The organism is Cryobacterium sp. TMT4-31, from assembly GCF_004403385.1.
GTDB lineage: Bacteria > Actinomycetota > Actinomycetes > Actinomycetales > Microbacteriaceae > Cryobacterium > Cryobacterium zongtaii.
In genome coordinates this window covers 1-24,698 of sequence record NZ_SOGI01000074.1, presented here as the reverse complement: position 1 = coordinate 24,698, position 24,698 = coordinate 1, and the positions used below count along the sequence as shown (strand labels likewise).

Below are 24,698 nucleotides of genomic sequence, written 5' to 3'. Positions count from 1 at the left end.
CGCCGGTCGGCAATGGTGTAAATCGATGCACATCGATATGCTGGGATGGCCGGATGCGCTCGACACCGTGTCGCATCGCCCGGCGGATACCGAGGCTCCCATGACGTCCATCCAGATCTTCGAACCCGGCCTGTGCTGCGGCACCGGCATTTGTGGTGTCGACGTCGACCAGCAGCTCGTGACGGTGTCGGCCGACATCGACTGGGCGACCTCGGCCGGCGGCAGCGTGCGCCGGTTCAACCTCGCCCAGGAGCCCCTGGCGTTCGCCGAGAACGAGACCATGCGCAGTTTCCTGCACACGGTTGGCCAGGAAGGTCTTCCCGTCACGATGGTCGACGGCGCCACCGTGCTCACCGGCCGGTACCCGTCCCGCCCCGAGTTGGCCAAGTGGGCCGGCCTGGGCGCCCCCGCGGCCGAAGACCGGCCGTCGCTGCTCAGTGCCGCCCAGCCCGGTGCCTCCGCTGACGGCTGCTGCGGCGGCGGCGGCGGCGGCGGCGAAGGCTGCTGCTGATGACCGTCGGCACCGACATCCTTCTCGACACCGGCACCCGCAGCTCCACCGCCTTCCTGGCGGATGCCCCACGGTTCCTGTTCTTCACCGGCAAGGGCGGCGTCGGCAAGACCTCGATCGCCTGCGCAAGCGCGATCCGACTGGCCGAGGGCGGCGCATCCGTGCTGCTAGTCAGCACCGACCCGGCCTCGAACGTCGGCCAGGTGTTCGGCGTCAGCATCGGCAACACCGTGACTCAGATCGACGCCGTGCCCGGGCTTGCCGCGCTGGAGATCGACCCGGAGCAGGCCGTTCAGCAGTACCGCGAACGCATTGTGGGCCCGGTGCGTGGCCTGCTGCCCGCCGCGGAGGTCGCCTCGATCGAGGAGCAGCTCTCCGGCGCCTGCACCACCGAGATCGCCTCGTTCAACGAGTTCACCGACCTGCTCACGGATGCCGCCTGGACCGCCGCGTACGACCACATCGTCTTCGACACCGCACCGACCGGGCACACCATCCGGCTGCTGCAGCTGCCCGGCGACTGGACCGAGTTCCTCACCGCGGGCAAGGGCGACCCGTCGTGTCTGGGCCCGCTGTCCGGCCTGGAGAAGCAACGCGCGGTATACGCGCAGGCCGTGGCGGCACTCGGCGACCCCGAGCGCACCCGTCTGGTGCTCGTCTCCCGCGCCCAGCAGTCCACCCTGGCCGAGGCCGCCCGCACCCACACCGAGCTGGCCGCGATCGGCATGGACCGGCAGTACCTGGTGATCAACGGTGTGCTACCGGGCCCGGATGCCGAACTGCCCTCACCCGCAACGGGGCCCCCCGCGGGGGCTGACGACCCACTGGCGGCCGCCATCCGCCTGCGGGAACAGCGGGCGCTCGACGCCCGCGACCCCGTGCTGGTCGCGCTGCCCACCGATTACCTGCCGCTGATGGCCACGAACATGGTGGGCCTGCCCGCCCTCCGCGGCCTCCTCCCCCACGACGGCAGCTCTGTGAGCCCCGAGCCCGCCGCCGAGCTGCCCACGTCCGGACAAGTTGCCCCCGCACACCTGGGCAGTTCGTCCGGTGCGGGGCAACTCGGGGATGCCGGCCTTGAGGTTCTGGTGGACCAGATCGCCGCCGACGGCCACGGGCTGGTGATGCTGATGGGCAAGGGCGGCGTGGGAAAGACCACTATGGCGGCTGCCGTCGCCGTCGCCCTGGTCGAACGCGGCTTCGCCGTGCACCTCACCACAACAGACCCCGCCGCGCACCTGACCGACACCCTCGCCGGCGAACTCACCAACCTCGAGGTCTCCCGCATCGACCCGGCCGTGGAGATCGAGCGCTACACCGAGCACGTCCTGACCACCAAGGGCAGCCGCCTCGACGAACAGGGCCTGGCCATGCTGCGCGAAGACCTGCGATCGCCGTGCACCGAAGAGATCGCTGTTTTCCAGGCCTTCTCCAAGGTGACCCGGGAGGCCAAGAACAAATTCGTGGTGCTCGACACCGCCCCGACCGGGCACACCCTGCTACTGCTGGACGCGGCGGGGTCCTATCACCGGGAGATCGCCCGCCAGATGGGCACCTCGATGCACTTCGTCACCCCGATGATGAAGCTGCAGGATCCGGCCCAGACCAAGGTACTGCTGGTGACCCTGGCCGAGACCACTCCGGTGCTCGAGGCCGCCGGCTTGCAGGAGGACCTGAGGCGTGCCGGCATCGAACCGTGGGCGTGGATCGTGAACAACTCGATCGCGGCGGCGTCACCGACCTCGGCGCTGCTGAAGCGCCGGGCGGCCAACGAGCTGCCCGAGATCGACGCGGTCCGCACCCGGTACGCCGCCCGCACCGCTATCGTGCCGCTTCTGGCGGTGGAGCCGATCGGCATTCCGGCGCTGGCCGGCCTGTCAGGCGGTTAACGCAAAAGTCCCGGTCTCTTTCGAGACCGGGACTTTTGTTTTAGTTGCGGGGGCAGGATTTGAACCTACGACCTCTGGGTTATGAGCCCAGCGAGCTACCGAACTGCTCCACCCCGCGCTACAAGAACTAAGTTACCACAGTTACCCAAGGCCCTCGAATCGGGGACGCCGCCCGGGCGCGTCGCACCCGGCGCAGACAAAACGCGGGTGGTGCGACCGGGTTTCCCCGGCGCACCACCCGCGCATGGATGAGGCGGCTAACTACACGCTACTGCTGGTCGAGCAGCACCAGCAGCTCGGCGACCGCATCATTCAGCTTCTTGTCGGCAACCCCATAAGCGGAGAAGTCACCCGACGTCAGGGCCGCCTGCTTCTCGGTCACGGCCAGCTTGGCTTCCGCGAGGAGCGACCTGATCTGAGCATCCGTCGCCGGGTCACCGGTCGTCGTCGACGGGGCTGCGCCTCCGTCGACGGGAGCCTCGCCCGGGGCGGGCGTTTCCACGGCCGGCACGTCGGTGTCGCCGGCGTTGGCCCCGGACTCACCGCCGAAGAGCACGTTGAGTGCGTTATCGAGTGTGTCCTCGAAGGCGATCTGGTCACCGAAGGCCACCAGGACCTTCTGCAGCAGCGGGTAGCTGGTCTCACCGGTGGACTGCACGTAGACGGGCTGCACGTAGAGCAGACCGCCACCGACGGGCAGCGTCAGCAGGTTTCCGTTGAGCACGCTGGACTGGCCCTGCTTGAGCAGGTTGAGCTCGGCGGAGATCGTGGGATCACCGTTGAACTTGGCCTGCACCTGGCCGGGACCGGGCACCGTGATGTCGTTCGGCAAGGTCAACAGGCGCAGCTTGCCGTAACCCTCCGCCCGTTCCCCGTCGGTGGCACCCGCATCCGCGTCGGCGGCAAGGTACCCCGTCAGGACGTTCCGGCTGGTTTCACCGGACGCGTTGGGGATGAAGGTCGAGTACAGCGAGTACGACGGCGCATCCTGGCCGGGCATCTGCATCGTCAGGTAGTACGGCGGCTGCAGGGTGGTGTTGGTGCTCGGCGACACGGGGTCGTTCGGTGTGGTCCAGGCATCGTCTTCGGAGTAGAACGAACCGGGGTCGGTCACGTGGTACTTGCCCAGGACCGCGCGCTGCACCTTGAACATGTCGGCCGGGTAACGCACGTGGCTCATCATGTCGCCGGTCATCTCGCTCATCGGCTCGACAGTCGACGGGAAGATCTTCTGCCAGGTCTGCAGCAGCGGGTCTTCTTCATCCCAGGCGTACAGGGTCACGGAGCCGTCGTAGGCATCCACGGTCGCCTTGACGGAGTTGCGCATGTAGTTGATGTTGTCCAGCGCGAACGGCTGTTCGGGCGTCTCGGTGTCGGCGATGGCGTCGCTCAGGCTGACCGCGGTGGAGTACGGGTAGCTGGCCGAGGTCGTGTACGCGTCCACAACCCACTTGATGCGTCCGTCGACGACGGTCGGGTACGGGTCGGAGTCGAGCGTGAGGTACGGGGCGACCTTCTGCACGCGGGTGATCGGGTCGCGGTCGTAGAGGATCTGGGACTCGTCGTTGACGGCGTTGGCCAGGAAGATCTGCTCGGACTGGAACTTGAGTGCGTAGATCAGCTTGTTGAACGGGCCGTTCAGGCTGGGACCGCCGTCACCGGTGAAGGTGGTGTAGGTCTGCTGGGCGCCGTCCTCGCCGGACGGATAGTCCAGTTCGATGGGGTCGGTGCCCTCAGGGGCGCCGACGATCGAGTAGGTCGGTGAGGTCTCGCCGAAGTACACCCGCGGCTCGAACTCGCCGAGCGCTCCCGACGTGGGGATGCCGTTCTCCAGGAACACCGGCTGGCCGTCGGCCGAACGCTGGTTGCCGTAGGCGGCGACGACGCCGTAGCCGTGCGTGTAGACGACCGATGAGTTGACCCAGGTCTCGCTGCTCAGGCCGTTGAGGTTGAGGTCACGAACCGACACCACGGTGTCCTGGGACTTGCCGTCGATCGTGTAGCGGTCCACGTCGAGCTTGGACGGGAACTGGTAGTACTGCTTGAACTGCTCGAGCTGGGCGAACGCGTCGCTGACCAGGGCGGGGTCGAGGATGCGAATGTTGGCAGTGGTCTCCGCGTCCTCGCGCAGGGCGCCTGGCGTGGCCTCGGTGGTGGCGGTGTACGGGATCTCTTCCACATCGGCGACGCCGTAGGCATCGCGGGTGAGGTCGATGTTGCGCTGGATATACGGCGCTTCGAGGGTCTTCGCGCTCGGGTCCACCTGGAAGCGCTGCACGACCCAGGGGTAGAGCGAACCGATCAGCAGGCTGCTCACGATCAGCAACGCGGTGCCGATCACCGGCAGGCGCCAACGACCGATGAAGGCCGTGACGATGAAGAGGATGGCCACGAAGACCGCGATGCCGGCCAGGATTGCACGCCCGGGAATGGTGGCGCTGACGTCGGTGTAACCGGCGCCGGTGATCAGGTCGTTCGACTGGGTGAGGGTGGAGTACTGGTCCAGCCAGATGCTGACACCCTGCAGCAGTAGGTAGACCGCGGCGGTGATGGCGATCTGCACGCGGGCGGCCTTGGCCACGAAGACCTCACGGCCGGTGACGCGGATGGCGCCGTACAGGTAGGAGGTGGCGAGAGCGACCAGCGCGGAGATGAGCACGACGGCGGAGCTGAAGGCCAGCAGCGACTGGTAGAACGGCAGGTCGAAGAGGTAGAACGACACGTCGAAGCCGAACTGCGGGTCGGTGGTGCCCGCCTCGGTGCGGTTGAGCCACATCAGGATCGTCTGCCAGTGGGTCGCGGCGGCGACACCGGCGAAGAGGCCGAGCAGGGCGGGGATGCCGTACATCGCGAGCCGGCGCAGCGGCTCGATGACCTGCTGGTAACGATCGACCTGCGAGTTCAGCTTGGCGTAGACCGGGCGCAGCCTGTAGGCGAGCTGAATGCTCACCCAGACCGGCACGGCCATGCCGAGGAACCCGATGACGAACAGAACCGCGCTGGCGATCCATTGCGTGGTCAGCACGCTGAGGAAGCCGAGCTGGTCGAACCACAACACGTCGGCATAGAGCCCGGCGAAGATGAAGAACAAGATCACCAGCCCCGCAATGATCGCTGCCGTGATGGCGAGCGGGGCACGGCTCCGGCGTGGAGCGCTTCCAGCGGATGATGTGGTCACGAATTGGCCTCTTGCTCTGATAGATCGGGGGTCAGACCCTCATTCTATGCAGCCGCCCTCAGGGCAAACCCCGAGTTCGCTGAGGGCTCACCCAGAAGTGCCCGTGCTATCGGGTTGCCGGACAGGTCGGCAGGTCGCCGGTGTCGGCTCCGGTGCCGATGGCATCCAGCGCAGCGAGGGACTCGTCGAGGGTGCTCACGGCCAGGACCGTCAAGCCATCCGGGATGTGACCGGAGACCTCGTCGCAGTTGGCGGCGGGAGCCAGGAACCACTCGGCACCGGCTTCTTTGGCTCCGAAGAGCTTTTGGCGGATCCCGCCGATGGGGCCGACACTGCCGGACTGGTCGATGGTTCCGGTGCCGGCGACATCCGCCCCACCATGGATGGACCCCGGGGTGAGCTTGTCGATGATGCCCAACGCGAACATCATGCCGGCGCTGGGCCCGCCGACCTTGTCGAGCTGGATGTTGACGTCGAACGGGAACTTGTACTCCGACTTGACGTTGATTCCCAGAACCACGTTGCCGTCGACGTCGACGGGGGTGACCTCGACGCTCTGCTCGGCGCCGTCGCGGGTCAGCCCGATGGTGGCCGGGGCGTCGGCGCCGCTGGCGGTGAGTGCCGCCCGCAGCGCGGTGATGTCGGCCACGGCTTCCCCGTTGACGGTCTCGATCAGGTCGCCGGCCTCGATCAGGCCGGTCGCCGGCGCCTCGTCGGCCAGTGACACCACGCTCAGTTCGGTCGGGTAGTCGTAGCCGAGGTTGGTCAACGCCGCGGCGATGGCGTCCCGCTGGGAGTTCACCATGGCCGCCTGGTTCTGCTCGTCACGCTGTTCGGTGCTGACGTCGGCCGGGAAGACCGACTCCATCGGCACCACCGCCTGGCTCGGGTCGAGCCAGGCCGACGCGACCGTCAACCAGTTCAGGCGGTTGTCCGGGTTGCCGAGCACCGAGACCGTGAGCAGGTCCAGCGTGCCCTCCGTCGGGTACACGGTCTCGTCCGGGATCGTGATGAGGTCGGTTTTCTCCCCGTCATATTCGGCGGATCCGAGCGTGTTGTACACGGGCCCGGGCTTCTCCACGACATACGGTGACGGCACGATCGCCAGGGTGAGCCCGGTGACCAGTGCGATACCCAGCACCACCCACCCCGTGCGCGAACCCTTGCGGGGTCGGTCGGAGCCTGAATGCGGGTCAGCGGTGAAGAGGGCCACCAGGCTCCTTAGAAGGATGAAGGGGAAGTGCGCAAGCTGTTCGCTACGGGCGACAAGGCAAGAACCCAGCGTAGGTCATTTCCCAGTTCTAGCCGGGGTTCTCGGGCTAGCGTAGAGGGACGCAACTGAGAGGTGCCTGAAGTGGCCGATGACTCCCGACCCGACGAAGGTCAGAACCCAGAAGACGAATTCCGGGACATGCTCCGAGACATCCTGTCGGGCAAGTCGTCCATCGACCCCGGCCAATTAGCCGGCGCGGCCGGACTCCCGAACGATCCCGCCAGTGTGGCGGCGCTGATGAGCCAGCTGCAGGGCGCCCTGAAGGGCGGCGGCGACGGCGGCATCAACTGGGGCATCGCCCTGCAGCAGGGCCAGGAACGCGCGGCCACCGGGCAGCTCAGCACGACCGACGCCCAGCGCGCCGAGTTCGAGCAGGCCTTCCACATCGCGGCGCTCTGGCTGGATGACGTGATCAACGTCGCCGAGCTCACAGTTGTCCCGCGCCTGATGACCCGCAAAGAGTGGGTGACCGCCACCATGCCGCTGTGGAGCCAGCTTTCCGAGCCCGTCGCGACGAGCATTTCGGATTCGCTCACCAACGTGCTCACCGAACAGGCCCCAGAGGAGCTCAAGGGCATGCTCGCCGGTGCCAGCCAGATGATGCGTAGCCTCGGCGGCACCCTGTTCGCCATGCAGCTGGGTCAGGTTGTCGGCCAGCTCGCCAGCGAGGTCGTCTCCGGCGGCGACATCGGCATCCCCCTGTTCAGCGACCAGCAGGCCGCCCTGCTCCCCCAGAACGTCGCCGAGTTCGGCGAGGGCCTTGACGTGCCCATCGACCAGGTGCAGATCTATCTCGCCGTGCGTGAGCTCGCCCACGCCCGCCTGTTCCGGCACTCCCGCTGGTTGCGTCTGCACATGATCAGCTCGATCACCGATTTCGCCCACGGCATCAGCATCGACACCGAACGGCTGGAGTCCCTCGCCGAGGGCTTCGACCCGTCGAACCCCGAGGAACTGCGGGACGCCATGGTGAACGGCTCCCTGATCCCGCCCAAGTCCGACGCCCAGCTGGCCGCCCTCGGCCGGCTCGAGACCATGCTCGCCCTGGTGGAGGGCTGGGTCGACGTGGTCACCGTGGAGGCCACCAGCCGGCTGCCGCGCGCCGACGCGATCAACGAGACCGTCAAGCGGCGCCGGGCATCCGGCGGCCCCGCAGAGTCGGCCTTCGCCACCCTGGTGGGCCTGGAGCTGCGCCCCCGCCGCCTGCGTGAGGCCGCCGCAATGTGGCAGGCCGTCACCGACGCCGTGGGCAACGAGGCCAGGGACGCCCTGTGGGCGCATCCCGACATCCTGCCGACGTCCGCGGACCTCGACGACCCGCAGGCCCTGGTCGCTCGGCTGACCTCCACCGCCAAGGGCGAGCCCCCGGTCCTGGACGACATCGACCAGGCCCTGGCCGACCTCCTCCGAGACGACAACCCCGACCGTCCCCACGAGGCGTAACGAAGGGGTCAGGCGGCTCCGATCAGCGCCTGGGCGGTGTCTTCGTCGGTGATCAGGACCGTGCACAGGCCGCTGAGGACGACGGAGCGGGCGATGGCGTGCTTGCGCGGGCCGCCGATCACGGCGACGGAGGTTTTCGCTCGGCGTAATTGCTCGAGCGGGATACCGAAGGTGCGCTCGTCCAGCGCCGGGTCGACGATTTGGCCCGCACTGTCGATGAACCGGCCGACCACATCGCCGACGGCTCCCTTGCGCACCAGTTCGTCGACCTGGTCCGGGGTGAGGTAACCGCTGTCGACGTGGGCGGAGCCGGCGTCGGCCTGGCCCGCACTGAACAGATAGGCGGATGCCGCGGCGCCCATCTCGAGCACCGCCGCGACCGAGCGGTCGGACGCGATGGCCAACTTGGTCTCGACCCGTTCCAGGATCGCGGGGCTGGGCAACAAGGTGAACTGGCCCCCGCCCTTCTGGGCGATGCTGACGGCGGTGGCCGCGGCGGTTCCCGGCCGGGCGTTCAGGCTTACGCCGCCGTTGATTTGCACGACGTTGACGCCGTTCGCCCAACCGGGCTTGAGCTGTTCCGAGATATCGTGCAGGGTGCGCCCCCAGCTGATACCGAGCGTGCGCGGCACCGGGCGCAGGGCGCTGAGGTAGTCAGCGGCCGCCTGCGCGGTGCGTTTCTGCAGGTCGAGTTCGTCGACGACACCGGCAGTGGACACCACGATTGCATCGACGAGGCCGGTGGCTCTGCGCAGCTGTCGTTCGAGGCCGAGCCGGCGGGCGCGGGGATGCACGATTTCGATGCGGATGAATCCGTTCGCTTTGGCCTGGGCCAACAGCCTGCCGACCTTCCAACGAGTGATCCGGAGGATCGTGCCGATCTCGTCCTGGGTCTTGTCCTCTTCGTAGTACAGCTCGGCCGCCCGAATAGACAGCAGCTCGTCGATGTCGGTCATTCGTTGACGCCTTCCTCAGTGGCCCCAGCGTAAGTGGAGCTGACCGGCCGGTACAACATGCGTTGCAGATCTTGCTCATATGAGCAGCGGATTACGAGCGGTGCCGGCGCTCCAGGTCGTCCTCGAGCAGGTGCGGGCGCGCGACAACCGCGCCGGCCACGGTGATCGCGAGCGCCGTGCCGATCAGGAACAGCAGCGGGGCCGTCCACGCCCCGGTGATCTCGTGCAGCAGCGCCACGCACAGCGGGCCGAGCGCACCGAGGGTGTAGCCGACGCTCTGCACAAAACCGCTCAGTGCCACCGACCCGGCGTGGGTGCGGGTGCGCAGGTTGATCAGAACCAGCGTGAGCGGGAAGAACAGCGGACCGAGACCGGCCAGCACCACCCAGAGCCAGGTGAGCGTGCCTGGCGCCAGAAGCAGGCCGAGATCGCCGATCAGGAAAGCGGCGACCCCCAGGTAGACCAGGATGGCCACGTTTTTCATTCGGGAGGTCAGCCACGGAATCAGCAGCGCGCAGGGGATGCCCATGGCGGCGTAGACCGAGAGCAGAGTGCCGGCCTGGGCCGGGGTCACGCCCGCGGTGTCGATGAGCAGCTGCGGTAGCCAGGCGAACATCGCGTAGGCGTTCAGCGACGACGCCGCGAACACAACGGCCAGTGCCCAGGCGATCGAGGAACGCCAGATCCGACCGAGCAGCGCCGGCTCCGCTTCCTCGACGAGGGCCCCCGGGCTGGCTTGCACCCGGTGTCGCACGAACATCGTCAGCCAGGGCACGAGGGCGAACACCACGGGCAGCACCCAGAGCCCGAGGGAGACCCGCCAGCCGGCGGCATCCGCGACCGGCACGGCGATCAGCGGCGGGATCAGGGTGCTCAGTGACACCACGGTGACGTAGAGGGAGGTGATCAGGCCGACCCTGTCGGGGAAGTACTTCTTCACCAGCGGCGGCAGCAGCACGTTGCCGACCCCGAGCCCGGCGAAGGTGATCACGCTGCCGATCATCAAGGCGGTGAGGGATCCCGCCCCGCCGCGGGTGAGGTGCCCGATGAGCATCGCGGTGAGGGCGAGCACCAGCACGTTCTCCAGGCCCAACCGGCGGGTGAAGACCGGGGTGAAGATGCCGAAGACGGCGAAGCAGACCGGCGGCAGCATACCGAGGAGCCCGATGGACGTTGCGGTCAGCGGGATGTCCGTGGAGATCTGGCTGACGATGGGCGAGAGTGCCGCGACGGCAGTGCGCAGGTTGGCGGCGACCAGGACGATGCCCAGCAGTGCCAGGGTTCGCCCGGTCCAGAGGGGGCGGGGCGAAAATTCTGACACCGGGCAAGTCTAGGCTGGACGGCATGGCAGAATTTGCGCGACTCCTCCCCCTCAGCCTGCGGAGTGTCGGCAACGAATCCGGCGTGAATGCGCGCTGGTCGGGGCACCTCGCGGCCACCGTCACGGCCATCGCCGACCTGCTCGCCGAGCTGACGCCCGAGCAGTGGGAGGCGCAGAGCCTGTGCACAGGCTGGCGGGTGCGCGATGTCGCCGGACACCTGGTCTGGCGGCTTGGCAGCACAAAGCGCGAACTCCTCGGCAGCGCCGCCCGCGCGTACCTCGGTCACTTTGTGCGCCCGGGGCGCGCCATCGACGCCGTGAGCCGGGCCGCGGCCGCCGCCGAGCCGGCACAGCTGGTGGCGCGGCTGCGGGAGATCGCCGCAGCCAGGGCAGCCTCGGGCCGCGGTGGCATCACCGAGCTGACCGAGGCCGTGGTGCACGGCCTCGACGTGGCGCATCCGCTCGGCCTGACCCTGCCGATTCACGCGACCGCCGGTGGCGCGGTTGCGCTGCGGCGCAGTCTGATCGCCCCCACCGAGATCAAGGCCGTTCTGCGCACACGCCGGTTGCTGGCGACGGATGCCGATTGGAGCGTCGGCCACGGCACGCCGCTGCGGGCACCGGCGTCGGAGCTGATTCTGTTCCTGTTCGGCCGCGGGCCGCTGCCCGCGGACACCCCACCCGTTCAGGCACCGCCGGAGCAGCCGGCCGGCTAATCGGCCGGGAGCCGCAGGATCGCGCGGGTCTTCACGACGTCATCCTCGATCTGCCTGATCAGCGGCTCGATGCCGGTGAACGCGACCATGCCGCGGATGTGCTCGACAAAAGCGACCTCGACGACATGGTCGTACAGGTCGATCTCCTGGTCGAGCACGTACGCCTCGACCTGCTTCTGAGGCACGCCGTCGAAGGTGGGGTTGTTGCCGATGGAGATGGCGGCGGGATAGCGCACCCCGTTGTCGGTGAGCCAGCCGGCGTACACGCCGTCCGCGGGGACCAGCCCCTCGGCCTCCGGCGCGAGGTTCGCGGTGGGATAGCCGAGTTCGCGACCCCTGGCCGCACCGTGCACAACCATTCCACGCATCGTGGGGGTGTGCCCGAGCAACCGGGTTGCCGCCCGCACGTCACCGTCGGAGAGCAGCTCGCGGATCCACGTCGACGAGACCCGGCGCTCCCCCTGCGGCGTGACGTCGTCGATCAGGCGCACGTCGAAACCGTACCGGCCACCGAGCTCGGTGAGCAGATCGGCGTCGCCGGCACCGCGCGCGCCGAACCTGAAGTCCCGGCCCACCATCACGTGGCGGGCGTGCAGGGTGTTCACGAGGATGTCACGGACGAAGTCCTCCGGCGGCAGTGACGAAAGCGCCCTGTCGAACGCGAGCACCACGGTGGCGTCGAGGCCGGTGCCACCGAGCAGGTCGAGCTTCTGCTGCACACTGACCAGCTCGGCGGGACACTTGTCGGGGTTCAGCAGGGAGAGCGGGTGCCTGTCGAAGGTGACGACGACGGCGGCCAGGCCTTCCCGGTCGGCGAGGGTCTTGAGCTCTGCGATCACGGCGCGGTGGCCGGCGTGCACACCGTCGAACTTTCCGATGCTCACCGCGGAGGCCGGCCAGTCGGCCGGGACGGCGCCGCGACCGGGGAACACCTTCATACCCGCGGTGGTGGGCACGTTTGAGGGAACGTTTGTGGGCGTAGCCTGGGCGCCGGTCATGCCGGGACGCCGTTCCGGTCGGTGCGCTCCGGCGCGTGGCGGGCCAGCCACCACATGCCCAGGATCGGCAGCACCAACGGGATGAACAGGTAGCCGCGGCCGTACACCGACCAGACTGTGTCGTGCGGGAACAATTGCGGGTCGACCAGGCTGAGGGTGCCGATCACGAGAACACCGAGCAGTTCGAAGCCGATGGTGACCCAGGCGATCCGATACCAGGCGCGTCCGCGCTTGATCAGGGCGATGGTCGCGACGATGTAGACCACCGCGGCGAGGGCCGAGAGGGTGTACGCCAGCGGGGCCTCGTCGAACTTCCCGACGATCTGTACAAAGGACCGGCCGGTCGCGGCGAGGGCGAGGACGCCGTAGACCATGATCAGCACCCGCCCGATGCCGGTCACCCGGCCGGGAGTCGTCGTACCGGTGGCGTTGTCTCCGGAGTCGGTCTTGAGATCATTCATCGCTCAGTAATTATCGCAGCATCTCCGGGCCGAACGGTGCCGGTCGTGCCGCACGGCTCAGACGCCCTGCACTGTCCAGATCTGCAGCATCCGGTAGAGCATGACAGCCACCGACAGGCAGACCACCCCGAGGATCACCGTGCTCCACCGGCTGCGTTCGATGAGCGCCCACACTCCCCCAGCGATCGGCAGCAGGATGGCGCTGACCAGGTAGGTGTAGAACTCCAGCAGGCTGCCGGTGGCCTGGTTGCCGGTGAGCGGCGCAACCAGGGCCACCACGAGCTGCACGATCAGGAGCACCTCGACGAGCAGGGTCGCCCCCATGCTGACGTCGGTGGGCTTGCGGCCGGCCAGCCCCAGGCCCAGGCAGAGCAGGCCGGCAGCGGTGGCGATCGCCAGCTGCAGGTAGGTGAACCACTCGATCACGAGGCGTCCTCCGTGACGGCGGGGCCGTCGGCGGGTTCGTCTGGCGGGAAATTGACGATCGACTTGGCCTGGCCGGCGCGGTACTCGACGAGGCCGATGAGGCTGCCGTTCGGGCTGATGGCGGCGATCGGTCCGGCGTCTCCGGTGCCGACGGGCGCGTCGATGCGCTTGCCGTGGCCGAGGTCGATGGCCTGCTGCTCGCTCAGATCGAGCCGGCCGAACAGCCGGCTCGCGGCATCCGCCGGGCCGATCAGGGCGCGGGCCACATCGAGCCGGTCGAGCGGGTCGGCGGCGTCGATGCCGAACGGGCCGATGCGGGTACGGCGGAGGCTGGTGAGGTGGCCGCCGACGCCGAGGCCCGCGCCGAGGTCGCGGGCCAGCGCCCGGATGTAGGTGCCTGAGGAGCACACGACGCGCACCTCGAGGTCGCGGAACCCGTCGACCGGGATGCTGGAGAGCAGTTCGAACTCGCTCACGGTGACGGGACGGGCGGGCAGTTCGACGTCCTCGCCGGCACGCACCCTGGCGTAGGCGCGTTTGCCGTCCACCTTGATGGCGCTCACAGCGCTGGGTCGCTGACTGATGTCCCCGGTCAGGCCCTGGATGCCCGCGGCGATTGCCTCAGCGGTCACGGCGTCGACGACCTCGGCGGGCGCGCGGGTGAGCTCCTCCCCCTCGGCGTCGTCGGTGGTCGTCGCGGCGCCCAGCCGGATGGTGGCCAGGTATTCCTTATCGAGGCCGACCACGTAGGTGAGCAGCCGGGTGGAGCTGTTGATGCCGAGGATCAGCAGGCCCGTCGCCATCGGGTCCAGGGTGCCGGCGTGGCCGACCTTGCGGGTGTTCGCCAGGCGGCGGGTGCGCGCGACGGCGTCGTGGCTGGTCCAGCCCTGGGGCTTGTCGATCAGCACGAGGCCGCTGGTCGTGCTGCCGGGCTTGCGGCGTGGGGCGTTCACTGGAAATCCTTCTTAGCTGGGGTCAGGCATCTGCGGCGGCTTCGGCGGCTGTGGCGCCGAGCACCAGGTCGAGCTTGCCACGGAACGTGCACCGCATGAGTTCCTCGGCGTCGGGGTCCTCGTCGAAGATGTCGGGCAGCCGGATGGCCAGGAGCGTGTTGAACAGCATCCCGTCGGCCAGGAACCCGCGGATGGCGTCCGGCGGGAAGCCGGCCTCGTCGCGCAGCATCCGGTAGATCTCGAGGAACCCGGCCCTGGCCTTGGCGCCGACGACCGGGTTGTGCCCGCTGATGAAGGCCTGCATGAGCGAGAGCAGTATGCCGCGATCTTCAATGAGGTCCACGTAGGCGCCGCCGAGCCGTGCGGCCAGCAGCTCCATCTCGTCCTCGCCGTGCTCGCGTGGTTCGGCGATGATCTGCCTGAAGCCGGCGACCAGGCGCTCGAGCGCCCTGGCCAGCACCTCGAGGAACAGGTTCTCCTTGGTGCCGAACATGCGCACCACGTAGGGCTGGCTGATGCCGGCCACCTTGGCCACCTGGTCGGTTGTTGCACCGGAATAGCCGCGCTCACCGAAGACCACGCTGGCCGCGGCCAGGATCTGCTCGCGTCGTTCCGCGGCGGGAATGCGCTCGGTGGGCTGGGCGGCTACGGTGCCGGATTTCTCGTTCACACTTGACAGGTTATCAGTCGATTACTAGTCTCCTGTTTTGTAATCATTCAATTACAACATTCGCTGGCTCCGTTCCCGAAGGGACCTCCCATGACCGCCACCCTCACCCCGCCCGGCAAGCGCCTCGGCCGGGTTCCCGTCTGGCTTGCCGTCGTCGCCGCGTCACTGCCCATGTTCATGGCCACCCTCGACAACCTCGTGGTCACCAGCGCCCTGCCGGTGATCAACACCGACCTCTCGGCGACAATCGAAGAACTCCAGTGGGTGGTGAACGCTTACTCCCTCAGCTTTGCCACGTTCATGTTGATGGCCGTCGCAATCGGCGACCGCTTCGGGCGCCGGACCGTGTTCCTGGCCGGCATCGCGGTGTTCACCGCCGCATCGGCGCTCTGTGCCATGAGCGTCGAACCGTGGATGCTGATCTCCGCCCGTGCGCTACAGGGCGTGGGCGCCGCCGCGCTCATGCCACTCTCCCTCACCCTGCTCGTCGGGTCGGTCGCCGACCGCTTCCGGCCAGCGGCCATCGGCATCTGGGGCGGCATCGCCGGCCTCGGTGTGGCCCTCGGCCCGCTCATCGGTGGCGCCGTGGTGGAAGGGTGGAACTGGGAAGCCATTTTCTGGCTGAACGTTCCGCTCGGCCTGCTGTCGGTCCCCCTGGTGCTGGTGGCGTTGCCCAATAGCTTCGGCGCCCGGCTGCGCGCCGATGTGGTGGGCCTGGTGCTGGCCGGCGGCGGGGTCTTCGGAATCGTCTACGGAATCGTGCGGGGCAACGAAGCCGGCTGGAGCAGCACCGAGGTGCTCGCGGCGCTCATCGGCGGCGGAGCGCTCCTGCTGGCCTTCGTCTGGTGGGAGGGTCGGGCATCCGCACCCCTGCTGCCGTTGCGGTTGTTTCGGGACCGCAGCTTCACGGTCGCGAACCTGGTCGGGATCACCTTCAGCTTCGGCATCTTCGGGTCGATCTTCATCCTCATCCAGTTCCTGCAGATCGTGCAGGGCCACAGTCCGCTCGAAGCCGGTGTGATGACGATGCCGTGGACGCTGGCTCCCATGATCGTGGCCCCGTTGACCGGGATGCTCAGCCCGAGAACCGGAACGCGGCTGCCGATCGTGCTGGGGCTGGCCCTGCTCGCGATCGCGATGGTCTGGCTCGCCCTCAAGATGTCGGCCGACGTCGAATACGGCGAGCTGGTCGGCGCGTTCATCCTGGCCGGGCTCGGCATGGGACTGGTCTTCGCGCCGAGCTCCACCGCCGTGCTGGCCAATATGGTGCCCGACGACCATGCCAAGGCGTCCGGCACCAACTCCACCTTCCGCGAGATCGGTGTGGCGCTGGGCGTCGCGGTGCTCACCGCCGTGTTCACCGGCAACGGCGGCACGCTGACCCCCACCGGGTACGTGGATGCCGCGGTGCCCGCCGTGTTGGTCGGCGCCGGGGTGCTCGCCGTCGCGGCGGTGATCGCGCTGGCGCTGCCGTCAGGTCGTCGGGTCGATCAGGCACCGCAGCCCGTACCGGTTCGCTCGGACGCCCTCCTCGTTCGCGGGTAGTCAAGGTGGCCCGGCCGGGGCTTCTAGGCTGAGGTCATGCGAATTGCTGTGATCGGCGCTGGCGCCCTGGGCGGAACCTTCGCCACTCTGCTCAGCGCGGCCGGCCACGAGGTGACCGTCACCGCGCGCGGCGCCGGGCTGGCCGTGATCCGCGAGCGCGGCATCCGGCTCGTGGGCGGGTTCGGCCCGGCAACGGCGCATCCCGCCGCCCTCGAACGGCTGGTCGAGACGCCCGATCTCGCCCTGGTCTGCACCAAGGCGCAGGATGCCGAGGCCGCGATCGCCGACAACGCCGCCGTGCTCGACGGCGCCGCGGTGATCGTGGTGCAGAACGGCCTCGACGGGGTCGAGACCGCCCGGCGGCTGCTCCCCCGCTCTGACTGCTTCGGCGCCCTCTCGATCATCGCGGCCAACTACACCGAACCCGGCCTGGTCACGGTCACCACCGTCGCGCCCACCTATCTCGGCCGGGGCACGGGGCCGGCCGACGCGGCCACCCGGCGCTGGCAGGCCGTGCTCGCCGAGGCGGTGCCCTGCCAGGCCATCGACAATTTCGTCGGCGCCCAGTGGACCAAACTTGTCGTGAACATGCTCAACGCGCTGCCCGCGATCACCGGGCTGAGCGTGCAGGCCGTCGTCGCCCACCGGGGCCTGCGCCGGGTGCTGACGCTGAGCATGCGCGAAGCCGTGCGGGTGGGCAAACGCCGCGGCATCCGGTTCGGTGCCATGCAGGCGCTCGGCGACCGCCGGTTGCGGATCTTCTCGCTGCTGCCGGCGTGGGCGGGCCAGGTGGTGCCGCTGCGGATGCGTGCCCGCATGGGCAGGGTGCCCAATCTGGGCTCCACCCTGCAAAGCATCACCCGCGGCCAACGCACCGAGGTGGACCACCTCAACGGCGTAGTGGTACGTGAGGCCGCTGCCGCCGGCGTTCCGGCCCCGGTGAACGGCCGGCTGACCGCCCTGGTGCACGAGGTGGAGGAACGCGGGACGTTCCTCAGCCCCGCCGACGTGCTGGCACGGTTCAGCAGGAGTCGCTGAACACCCGCTGGGGGCGGTGCCGTTCACTGAGGTCGATCACGGCCGACGCCACCTGCCGGGGGCGTTCCTCCTTCTGGTAGAGGTAGTCCGCCTCCGAGGTCGCCTCGCTCTCCAGCAGGATGCGGTAGTTCCAGGCGTCCCTCAGCTCACTGCGGTTGATGAACTCGCCGTCGATGACCAGGAACGCGTCCGCCGGAGCCGTGGTCCAGGTCGGTTCGATCCAACTGTCGCGGTCGGGGTCGAAGACCTGGGTGACGAAGCCGGTGCTGCCGCCGAGCCGGAACGGTTCGAGCAAGACCCGGCGCAGCGCGGAATAGTCGAAACCGTGCCGGAAGAAGCGCTCCGGGGAGTCGGCGCCGAACCGGCCGACGTCTTCCCTGGATCGCTGGAAATAGCGCAGCGACGCCCGGTAGGTGGGCTTGTCGGCTTCGTCGAGCACCGCGGCCAGATCGTCGGCGAACGCCGTGCGGGCGGCCGCGTCGGCGCCGTCCACCGCCACGATCACCCGGCCCCGGCCGTTCAGATTGAGGATCTCGGACGAGAGGGTACGCAGGTACTCGACGCGGGGAGTGGAAACGAGCTTCATGAATCGAGCCTAGGTTAGAACCGATGAACGTCACAGTCCACAGCGCTGCCCCCGTCGACGGTGCCATTGTCGGCGCAGCGCCCGCCGGCCCCGCCCTCAGCCACAGCATCAGTGCCTGGTTCAACGACAACGCCCGCGACCTGCCCTGGCGGCGCGACGGTTTCAGCGCCTGGGGCACCCTGGTGAGCGAGTTCATGCTGCAACAGACCCCGGTGAGCCGGGTCATCCCGCGTCTTGAGGAATGGCTCGAACGCTGGCCGACACCCGCCGACCTGGCCTCCGTACCGGCCGGCGAGGCCGTTCGGGCCTGGGCGAGCCTGGGCTACCCGCGCCGAGCACTGTGGCTGCACGCCGCTGCCGTGCAGATCGTGGAACGGCACGGCGGCATCGTGCCGGAGGACGTGGACGACCTGCTAGCCCTCACCGGAATCGGTGATTACACGGCCAGGGCGGTGGCGGTCTTCGCCTATGGCCACCGGCATCCGGTGGTCGACACCAATACCCGCCGGGTGATCGCCAGGGCTGTGGCCGGGCAGGCCGAACCCGCACCGCCCAGCCGCAGCAGGGACCTCGAGTCGATGTCGGCGTTGTTGCCCGCCGAGCCCGTCGCGGCGGCGGTCTTCAACGCGGCCATCATGGAGCTGGGCGCCATCGTGTGCACCAGCCGCAGCCCGCGGTGCGAGAACTGCCCGATCCGGGATGCCTGCGGCTGGCGTGCGGCCGGCTACCCGGCCTACGCGGGACCGAAGAAGGCCGTGCAGAAGAAGTTCGAGGGCAGCGACCGGCAGGTGCGCGGACTGATCATGGCCGAACTGCGGGCCACGCACCATCCGGTGACCGCCACTGAGATCGACACCGTGTGGCCGGATGCCGTGCAGCGCGACAGGGCCCTGGCCGGGCTCCTCGCCGACGGTCTCGCCGTACTCGTCGAACCCGGGCGGTACGCTCTTTCGCAGGGGTGAAAACCCCCACGCTCTCTCCAACAGAAATGGTTTCAATGAAGAACTGGGCCGGCAACGTCGAGTATTCAACGGACGACATCAGGCACCCGACGACGACCGAAGAGGTCTCCCGAATCGTCGCGGCGGTCGACGCCGGGGCCGGGCAGATCAAGGCCCTGGGCTCCCGGCATTCCTTCTCCACGATCGCCGACAGCGTCGGCACCCTGATCGCCCTCGACCGGCTGGACATCGAACCGTCGCTCCAGTTCGGTGACGACGGCGCAGCGGTGAGCGTGCGGGTGGGCGCGGGAAGCACTTACGCCCAGGTGGGCGCATACCTCGCCGAACACGACCTGGCCCTGCCGAACCTCGCGTCCCTGCCGCACATCTCGGTCGCCGGCGCCATCCAGACCGGCACCCACGGCTCCGGCGTGCGCAACGGGTCGTTGGCGTCCTCGGTCGTGGCGCTGGAGATCGTGCGCGCCTCGGGGCAGGTCGAAATCGTGCGGGAACACGACCAGGACTTCGCCGCCTCCGTGGTGGGCCTGGGTGCCGTCGGCATCGTCACCGCGGTGACCCTGAGGGTGCAGCCGCACTTCCAGATCTCCCAGTACGTACACGAGCGACTGTCCTGGACCGCGGCCCTGGCGAACTGGGCCGCCATCATGGCCAGCGGCTACAGCGTCAGCGTGTTCACCACCTTCCGGGGTGAGAACACACACCAGGTCTGGTCCAAGCGCCGGCTGGATGTGGACGGCCCCGAGCTGGACCTCGCCGCTCTCGGCGCCACCGAGGCCATGGTGGCGTTGCACCCGCTGCCCGGCGTCACCGCCGAGAGCGTGACGGGGCAGTTGCGCGAGCCCGGACCGTGGAACGAGCGCCTCGCGCACTTCCGGAGCGAGTTCCAGCCCAGCCACGGTGAAGAGATCCAGTCCGAATACCTCATTCCGGCCGAGCACGCCGTTGCCGCGATCACCGCCCTGCGCGCGATCGGTGACCGGATCGCACCGCTGCTGCACATCTCCGAGCTGCGCAGTGTGGCCGCAGACACCGCCTGGCTCAGCCCGAGCTACGCCCGCGACTCGCTCGCCATCCACTTCACCTGGAAACCGCTTCCGGCCGAGATCCGCACGGTGCTGCCCCTCATCGAGCACACCCTGGAACCATTCGCGCCGCGCCCGCACTGGGGCAAGGTCGCCACGATGTCCCCGGCGGGTCTCCGCCGCGCCTATCCGCGCCTCGATGATTTCGCGGCGCACGTGCACAGGGTCGATCCCGACGGACGCTTCGAGAACGCCTACCTGAAACGAGTTCTGTCCCATGACTGACGCCGTCGCCACCACCACCACTCCCACGGATGCGTCCGTGCCGCCGCTCTCCGGGCTGCAGTACACGATCAACCACGACGGCTACTCGGCCACCATCGCCAGCGTCGGTGCGAGCCTGCGCCTGCTCACCTGGCACGGTCGTCACCTCGTCGTTCCGTTCGACGCCGACGAGGTGCGTCCGGGCTACCGGGGCGCCGTGCTCGCGCCATGGCCCAACCGCGTGGTCGACGGCAGTTATACCTTCGACGGCCTCGACTACCAGCTTCCGCTCACCGAACCCAGCCGCTCGCACGCCCTGCACGGCCTGGTCTGCTGGGCCGACTGGAGCCTGCAGGCCCGCTCCGCCGACTCCGTGACCCTCGGCACCACCATCGTGCCGAGCGACGGGTACCCGCACCGCATCGCCCTCCTGGCCACGTACAGCCTGGCCGACGACGGCCTCACCACCACGGTGACCGCCGAGAACCGCGGCACCGCCACCGCACCGTACGGCACCGGGCCGCACCCCTACCTCGTGGCCGGGCCGGGCACCGTCGATGACTGGACCCTCGAGTTTCCGGCGGCCAGCTACCTCACGGTGACCCCAGACCGGCTCAGCCCCGTGGCCACCGTCCCGGTCGAGACCACCCCGGAGTTCGACTTCCGCACTCCCCGGGCCATCGGTGACACCTTCATCGACCACGCCTTCACCGCGATCGCGCGCGGTGCGGAAGCATCCGCGAGCGTCACCGTGACCAGCCCGGCCGGCACCGGCGTGCGCATGAGCTTCGGCGCCGAGCTGCCCTGGCTGCAGGTGCACACCGCTGACCGCCCGGCACCGGAGCGCAGCCGGATCGGCCTGGCCGTCGAGCCGATGACCTGCCCGCCGAATGCCTTCTCCACCGGCGAAGACCTGGTGCTGCTGGCCCCCGGCACCTCCCACTCCGCCAGCTGGACCGTCGCAGCCACCGAGGCCTGACCCAGGCCGGCCGATCCACCAAGAAGACCCCGTGGCACCGGCCACGGGGTCTTCATATTGTGCTGGGGTTCGTGTGCTCAGCTGTACTGAGGCGAACCCTGGTCGAACCGTGCGCCTTCCGGCTTCGACGGCAGCAGGGTGAGGATGAAGAGGATCAGTCCGCCGATGCCGGGAATCAGGGCGATGAGGATGAACCACGCCGAGAAGTTGCCGTCGTGCAGCCGCCGGGCCGTGAGCGCCAGCCCCGGAATGATCGTGGCCAGCGAATACGCGGTGATGATGAGCACCACCACGATTGCTCCCCCGGCGGGCGGAGCCACCGTGCCGTCCACGGACACCTGCGGGGTGCCGCCGGCCACGAGCGCGAGGATACCGAGCACAAAGAGCACGGCGTAGTTCACCAGCGCCCACCACCAGTACTCGCTGAGGCTGGCCCGGCCCGAGAAGGTGGCGTACTTGCTGAAGAAGCGCCTCACCGCTACCGCGATCGGAGCGCCGTAATACGGCTGGGACAGGGGAACGCCCGCGACACGTGCGGCGGTTTGCTGGGATGCGACCATGACAACTCCTTCTGGATGGGACGAATGCGTCGAGCCTAGAAGTAAATGGGCGCGGTCACCGGGGATTTCTCAAAAAGAGGCCGGGTGTTCCGTTATATGTCACACGCACGCAACCTCCGGCGCCCGTGGGGCGGCCGGAGGCTTCGAGGGATGGTGCGGAGCAGGTTACAGAGCGTCGGGCTCCGTGGGTGCGGCGTGACGGCCGCTGTGTGCCGGAGGCGTCTCCGCCTCGTCCTCGTCGGAGTCGTCGTCATCCTCGTCGTCTTCGACGTATTCGCGCGGCTTGACGTAGGGGTCTTCGTCGCCGGCGTACACGGCCGAGCGGGCCATCTCGCCCACCTGGGTGTCGCGTTCGCGGGCCTCACGGAGGAGGTCGTCGATGAGGGCGGCGTTCTCCGGGATGGCGTCGGCGATGAACTCGATCGACGGCGTCAAGCGGGCGGTGATGTTCTTGCCCACTTCGCTGCGGAACATGCCGGTGGCAGCCTTGAGGGCCGCGGCGCTGTCCCTGCGCTCGTCTTCGGAGCCGTAGACGGTATAGAACACCGAGGCGTGCTGAAGGTCGCCGGTGACCTTGACGTCGGTGATGGTCACAAAGCCGAGCCTCGGGTCGCGGATGCCGCGTTCGAGCCGCTTGGCCACGATGACCTTGATGCGGTCCGCCATCTTCCTAGCGCGTGCCGGATCTACCATGTCGAACTCCTATAAACCTAAAAATTTCGGGGTACTACTTAACGCTCTTAAGCCCTCTCCCCGCCATCGTATTGACGGATGGCTTTTCGGGGACCGGGGCGGAGCTCGATCCCCCCTAAAAAGGGAATCGGGGTAGGGGTCCCCGCTCTTCCCTTTTTAGGGGGGATCGAGCGGAGACCCCTTGCCACCTAGCTTTTAGCTACGCGGCTTTTCCTTCAATTCGATCGTCTCGATCTCATCGCCGATCTGGATGTCGTTGAACTTACCAAGACCGATACCGGCCTCGAAGTCCGTACGAACCTCGGTGACGTCATCCTTGAAGCGACGCAGCGACTCGATGGCCAGGTTGTCGCCCACCACGATGCCGTCGCGGATGACCCGCGCCTTGGCGTTTCGTGTGATCGTTCCCGAGCGCACGATGACACCGGCGACGTTTCCGAACTTGGACGAGCTGAAGACCTCGCGGATCTCGGCGATACCACTCTGCACTTCTTCGAACTCGGGCTTGAGCATTCCGGTGAGGGAAGACTCGATGTCCTCGAGTGCGTTGTAGATGACGGAGTAGAAGCGCACGTCCACGCCTTCACGAGCCGCACGTTCGCGCGCCTTCGTGTCGGGGCGAACGTTGAAGCCGATGATGATGGCGTTGTCGACGGTGGCGAGGTTGACGTCGCTCTCCGTGACCGCACCGACACCACGGTGGATGATGCGCAGCTGAACGGAGTCGTCGACCTCGATCTTGAGCAGCGACTCTTCCAGGGCCTCAACGGCACCGGAAACGTCACCCTTGATGATGAGGTTGAGCGATTCCACCTTGCCCTCTTCGAGTGCACGGGTGAAGTCCTCCAGGCTGATGCGCTTGCGGGCCTTGGCCAGCAGGGCGTTGCGCTCGGCGGCTTCGCGCTTCTCGGCGATCTGACGCGCGGTGCGGTCTTCCTCGATAACAAGGAAGGTGTCACCGGCGCGGGGAACGCTCGAGAGGCCCTGCACCTGAACGGCACGGGACGGCGTGGCGGCGAGAACGGCGTTGCCGTTTTCGTCGGCCATCGCACGAACGCGGCCGTATGCGGTACCGGCAACGATCGAGTCGCCGACGTGCAGCGTTCCGGACTGGATGAGCACCGTGGCGACTGCACCGCGGCCCTTGTCGAGCTTGGCCTCAATGGCCACACCGCGGGCATCCTTGTTCGGGTTGGCGCGCATGTCGAGTCCGGCGTCTGCGGTGAGCAGGACGGCGTCGAGGATTTCCTGGATGCCGACCTTGTTCCTAGCTGACACGTCGACGAACATGACGTCTCCGCCGTACTCTTCGGCGACGAGACCGAATTCGGTGAGCTGCTGGCGCACCTTCTGCGGGTTCGCACCGGCCTTGTCGATCTTGTTCACCGCGACCACGATCGGCACGTTGGCGGCCTGTGCGTGGTTGAGTGCCTCAATCGTCTGCGGCATGATGCCGTCATCGGCGGCGACCACGAGGATCGCGATGTCGGTGACCTGCGCACCACGAGCACGCATGGCGGTGAACGCCTCGTGACCGGGGGTGTCAATGAAGGTGATGGCGCGTTCTTTGCCCTCGTGCTCGGTGACGACCTGGTAGGCACCGATGTGCTGGGTGATGCCACCGGCTTCACCGGCAGCGACCTTGGCGTTACGGATGGCGTCAAGCAGCGCGGTCTTACCGTGGTCGACGTGACCCATGACGGTGACGACGGGAGGACGAACTTCGAGCTCTTCGTCGGTCTCGTCGGCCAGCTCCTGGTCGATGTCGATGTCGAAGGCGAGCAGCAGCTCGCGGTCCTCGTCGTCGGGCGAGACCATCTGGATCTTGTAACCCAGCTCGCTGCCCAGAACGTCGAATGTGGCCTCGTCGAGCGACTCCGTTGCCGTTGCCATCTCACCGAGGTGGAACAGCACGGTGACCAGGTTGCCCGGGCTCGCGTCGATCTTGTCGGCGAAGTCGGTGATCGAGGCACCGCGGCGCAGACGCACCACGGTTCCGCCGTCGCCACGGGGGACGCTGACGCCACCCAGCGACGGAGCCTCGCGCAGCTCGAACTCGGCCCTCTTCGTCCGCTTCGACTTGCGCGCCTTGTTCTTGCCGCCACCGCGACCGAACGCACCAGCGGTTCCACCGCCGGGACCACGGCCACGACCACCGGCGCCGCCGCCACCGGCGGGGCGGGGCGGGCCGAAGCCGGGGGCACCGGCAGGTGCGCCGGGGCGGGTGAAGCCGGGGCGTGCGCCACCGGCGCCG

Annotated in this window: 22 protein-coding genes and 1 tRNA gene; 9 read left to right on the top strand and 14 right to left on the bottom strand. The window is 68.3% G+C overall.

All coding sequences use genetic code 11. From position 1 onward, the window contains the following. Nucleotides 1–100: 100 nt before the first annotated feature. Both arsD and arsA read left to right on the top strand, forming a co-directional pair. On the top strand, nucleotides 101–511 hold the full coding sequence (arsD, locus tag E3T19_RS17755) for an arsenite efflux transporter metallochaperone ArsD (protein ID WP_134409478.1): 411 nt from the start codon (nucleotides 101–103) through the stop codon (nucleotides 509–511). Continuing rightward, nucleotides 511–2,400, top strand: coding sequence for an arsenical pump-driving ATPase (arsA, locus tag E3T19_RS17750; RefSeq protein ID WP_134409477.1), 1,890 nt, complete (start codon nucleotides 511–513; stop codon nucleotides 2,398–2,400). The genes arsD and arsA overlap by 1 nt, the downstream gene beginning before the upstream one ends. 44 nt (nucleotides 2,401–2,444) lie before the next feature. Here the strand turns inward: arsA and E3T19_RS17745 are convergent. The 3 genes from E3T19_RS17745 to E3T19_RS17735 all read right to left on the bottom strand — a co-directional run bounded on the left by E3T19_RS17745 (nucleotide 2,445) and on the right by E3T19_RS17735 (nucleotide 6,791). Beyond that, nucleotides 2,445–2,518, bottom strand: a tRNA-Met gene (locus tag E3T19_RS17745). 150 nt (nucleotides 2,519–2,668) lie between these two features. Continuing rightward, nucleotides 2,669–5,578, bottom strand: coding sequence for a UPF0182 family protein (locus E3T19_RS17740; protein WP_174776224.1), 2,910 nt, complete (start codon nucleotides 5,576–5,578; stop codon nucleotides 2,669–2,671). A 106-nt stretch (nucleotides 5,579–5,684) separates the two neighbouring features. Then, on the bottom strand, nucleotides 5,685–6,791 hold the full coding sequence (locus E3T19_RS17735; protein ID WP_088455519.1) for a PDZ domain-containing protein: 1,107 nt from the start codon (nucleotides 6,789–6,791) through the stop codon (nucleotides 5,685–5,687). Between the two features lie 141 nt (nucleotides 6,792–6,932). Here E3T19_RS17735 and E3T19_RS17730 point away from each other — a divergent pair, with 141 nt between their 5' ends. Further along, complete coding sequence (locus E3T19_RS17730) at nucleotides 6,933–8,294, top strand: zinc-dependent metalloprotease (protein WP_370028227.1); 1,362 nt, start codon at nucleotides 6,933–6,935, stop codon at nucleotides 8,292–8,294. 8 nt (nucleotides 8,295–8,302) lie between these two features. Here the strand turns inward: E3T19_RS17730 and E3T19_RS17725 are convergent, their stop codons facing one another. Together E3T19_RS17725 and E3T19_RS17720 are read right to left on the bottom strand one after the other, a co-directional pair. Then, the gene (locus tag E3T19_RS17725) at nucleotides 8,303–9,250 is read right to left on the bottom strand and encodes a sugar-binding transcriptional regulator (RefSeq protein WP_088455518.1); all 948 of its coding nucleotides are present in this window, start codon (nucleotides 9,248–9,250) and stop codon (nucleotides 8,303–8,305) included. A gap of 91 nt (nucleotides 9,251–9,341) precedes the next feature. Further along, nucleotides 9,342–10,571, bottom strand: a complete 1,230-nt coding sequence (locus tag E3T19_RS17720; protein ID WP_088455517.1) for an MFS transporter — start codon at nucleotides 10,569–10,571, stop codon at nucleotides 9,342–9,344. Between the two features lie 23 nt (nucleotides 10,572–10,594). Here E3T19_RS17720 and E3T19_RS17715 point away from each other — a divergent pair, with 23 nt between their 5' ends. Continuing rightward, nucleotides 10,595–11,287 carry a maleylpyruvate isomerase family mycothiol-dependent enzyme gene (locus E3T19_RS17715; RefSeq protein ID WP_088455516.1) on the top strand — a complete coding sequence of 231 codons (693 nt, stop codon included), beginning with the start codon at nucleotides 10,595–10,597 and terminating at the stop codon, nucleotides 11,285–11,287. On the opposite strand, the gene E3T19_RS17710 is transcribed toward E3T19_RS17715, so the two are convergent. The 5 genes from E3T19_RS17710 to E3T19_RS17690 are packed head-to-tail and all read right to left on the bottom strand — an operon-like array spanning nucleotide 11,284 to nucleotide 14,795. After that, complete coding sequence (locus tag E3T19_RS17710) at nucleotides 11,284–12,225, bottom strand: bifunctional riboflavin kinase/FAD synthetase (RefSeq protein WP_103478507.1); 942 nt, start codon at nucleotides 12,223–12,225, stop codon at nucleotides 11,284–11,286. The genes E3T19_RS17715 and E3T19_RS17710 overlap by 4 nt on opposite strands. Nucleotides 12,226–12,281: 56 nt before the next feature. Continuing rightward, the gene (locus E3T19_RS17705; protein ID WP_088455514.1) at nucleotides 12,282–12,746 is read right to left on the bottom strand and encodes a hypothetical protein; all 465 of its coding nucleotides are present in this window, start codon (nucleotides 12,744–12,746) and stop codon (nucleotides 12,282–12,284) included. A 57-nt stretch (nucleotides 12,747–12,803) separates the two neighbouring features. After that, nucleotides 12,804–13,172 carry a hypothetical protein gene (locus E3T19_RS17700; protein ID WP_088455513.1) on the bottom strand — a complete coding sequence of 123 codons (369 nt, stop codon included), beginning with the start codon at nucleotides 13,170–13,172 and terminating at the stop codon, nucleotides 12,804–12,806. Next, nucleotides 13,169–14,125 (bottom strand): tRNA pseudouridine(55) synthase TruB, encoded by a 957-nt coding sequence (gene truB / locus E3T19_RS17695; RefSeq protein WP_134409476.1) that lies wholly within the window; start codon nucleotides 14,123–14,125, stop codon nucleotides 13,169–13,171. The genes E3T19_RS17700 and truB overlap by 4 nt, the downstream gene beginning before the upstream one ends. Nucleotides 14,126–14,147: 22 nt before the next feature. Next, nucleotides 14,148–14,795, bottom strand: coding sequence for a TetR/AcrR family transcriptional regulator (locus E3T19_RS17690; RefSeq protein WP_134409475.1), 648 nt, complete (start codon nucleotides 14,793–14,795; stop codon nucleotides 14,148–14,150). A gap of 90 nt (nucleotides 14,796–14,885) precedes the next feature. On the opposite strand from E3T19_RS17690, the gene E3T19_RS17685 reads away from it, so the two are divergent. After that, nucleotides 14,886–16,340 carry an MFS transporter gene (locus E3T19_RS17685; protein WP_088455510.1) on the top strand — a complete coding sequence of 485 codons (1,455 nt, stop codon included), beginning with the start codon at nucleotides 14,886–14,888 and terminating at the stop codon, nucleotides 16,338–16,340. A gap of 36 nt (nucleotides 16,341–16,376) precedes the next feature. Further along, nucleotides 16,377–17,378, top strand: coding sequence for a ketopantoate reductase family protein (locus tag E3T19_RS17680; protein WP_134409474.1), 1,002 nt, complete (start codon nucleotides 16,377–16,379; stop codon nucleotides 17,376–17,378). On the opposite strand, the gene E3T19_RS17675 is transcribed toward E3T19_RS17680, so the two are convergent. Beyond that, nucleotides 17,362–17,964, bottom strand: coding sequence for a hypothetical protein (locus E3T19_RS17675; RefSeq protein ID WP_088455508.1), 603 nt, complete (start codon nucleotides 17,962–17,964; stop codon nucleotides 17,362–17,364). The genes E3T19_RS17680 and E3T19_RS17675 overlap by 17 nt on opposite strands. A 23-nt stretch (nucleotides 17,965–17,987) precedes the next feature. Between E3T19_RS17675 and E3T19_RS17670 the strand changes: the two genes are divergently transcribed. From E3T19_RS17670 to E3T19_RS17660, 3 genes are read left to right on the top strand one after another with little or no spacing between them, the layout of a single operon-like run. After that, a complete protein-coding gene (locus tag E3T19_RS17670; protein WP_134409473.1) occupies nucleotides 17,988–18,926 on the top strand; it encodes an A/G-specific adenine glycosylase in 939 nt (312 codons plus the stop codon). Nucleotides 18,927–18,961: 35 nt separating this feature from the next. After that, nucleotides 18,962–20,233 (top strand): D-arabinono-1,4-lactone oxidase, encoded by a 1,272-nt coding sequence (locus tag E3T19_RS17665; RefSeq protein ID WP_134409472.1) that lies wholly within the window; start codon nucleotides 18,962–18,964, stop codon nucleotides 20,231–20,233. Next, the gene (locus E3T19_RS17660; RefSeq protein ID WP_088455505.1) at nucleotides 20,226–21,191 is read left to right on the top strand and encodes an aldose 1-epimerase family protein; all 966 of its coding nucleotides are present in this window, start codon (nucleotides 20,226–20,228) and stop codon (nucleotides 21,189–21,191) included. The genes E3T19_RS17665 and E3T19_RS17660 overlap by 8 nt, the downstream gene beginning before the upstream one ends. 77 nt (nucleotides 21,192–21,268) lie before the next feature. On the opposite strand, the gene E3T19_RS17655 is transcribed toward E3T19_RS17660, so the two are convergent. The 3 genes from E3T19_RS17655 to infB all read right to left on the bottom strand — a co-directional run. After that, nucleotides 21,269–21,751 (bottom strand): DUF805 domain-containing protein, encoded by a 483-nt coding sequence (locus E3T19_RS17655; RefSeq protein WP_088455504.1) that lies wholly within the window; start codon nucleotides 21,749–21,751, stop codon nucleotides 21,269–21,271. Nucleotides 21,752–21,916: 165 nt separating this feature from the next. Continuing rightward, nucleotides 21,917–22,444: a 30S ribosome-binding factor RbfA gene (gene rbfA, locus E3T19_RS17650; protein WP_088455503.1), complete on the bottom strand. Its 528-nt coding sequence runs from the start codon at nucleotides 22,442–22,444 to the stop codon at nucleotides 21,917–21,919. 195 nt (nucleotides 22,445–22,639) lie between these two features. Then, on the bottom strand, nucleotides 22,640–24,698 hold a 2,059-nt coding region (infB, locus tag E3T19_RS17645), incomplete at its 5' end, for a translation initiation factor IF-2 (RefSeq protein ID WP_134409471.1).

Excerpts from the sequence above, each read along its gene's own strand:
- E3T19_RS17665 (WP_134409472.1), top strand. The coding sequence starts at position 18,962 with ATGAAGAACTGGGCCGGCAACGTCGAGTATTCAACGGACGACATCAGG.
- E3T19_RS17710 (WP_103478507.1), bottom strand. The coding sequence starts at position 12,225 with ATGAAGGTGTTCCCCGGTCGCGGCGCCGTCCCGGCCGACTGGCCGGCC.
- E3T19_RS17705 (WP_088455514.1), bottom strand. The coding sequence starts at position 12,746 with ATGAATGATCTCAAGACCGACTCCGGAGACAACGCCACCGGTACGACG.
- arsA (WP_134409477.1), top strand. The coding sequence starts at position 511 with ATGACCGTCGGCACCGACATCCTTCTCGACACCGGCACCCGCAGCTCC.
- E3T19_RS17675 (WP_088455508.1), bottom strand. The coding sequence starts at position 17,964 with ATGAAGCTCGTTTCCACTCCCCGCGTCGAGTACCTGCGTACCCTCTCG.
- E3T19_RS17670 (WP_134409473.1), top strand. The coding sequence starts at position 17,988 with ATGAACGTCACAGTCCACAGCGCTGCCCCCGTCGACGGTGCCATTGTC.
- arsD (WP_134409478.1), top strand. The coding sequence starts at position 101 with ATGACGTCCATCCAGATCTTCGAACCCGGCCTGTGCTGCGGCACCGGC.
- E3T19_RS17660 (WP_088455505.1), top strand. The coding sequence starts at position 20,226 with ATGACTGACGCCGTCGCCACCACCACCACTCCCACGGATGCGTCCGTG.
- E3T19_RS17715 (WP_088455516.1), top strand. The coding sequence starts at position 10,595 with ATGGCAGAATTTGCGCGACTCCTCCCCCTCAGCCTGCGGAGTGTCGGC.
- E3T19_RS17685 (WP_088455510.1), top strand. The coding sequence starts at position 14,886 with ATGACCGCCACCCTCACCCCGCCCGGCAAGCGCCTCGGCCGGGTTCCC.
- E3T19_RS17725 (WP_088455518.1), bottom strand. The coding sequence starts at position 9,250 with ATGACCGACATCGACGAGCTGCTGTCTATTCGGGCGGCCGAGCTGTAC.
- rbfA (WP_088455503.1), bottom strand. The coding sequence starts at position 22,444 with ATGGTAGATCCGGCACGCGCTAGGAAGATGGCGGACCGCATCAAGGTC.
- E3T19_RS17655 (WP_088455504.1), bottom strand. The coding sequence starts at position 21,751 with ATGGTCGCATCCCAGCAAACCGCCGCACGTGTCGCGGGCGTTCCCCTG.
- E3T19_RS17680 (WP_134409474.1), top strand. The coding sequence starts at position 16,377 with ATGCGAATTGCTGTGATCGGCGCTGGCGCCCTGGGCGGAACCTTCGCC.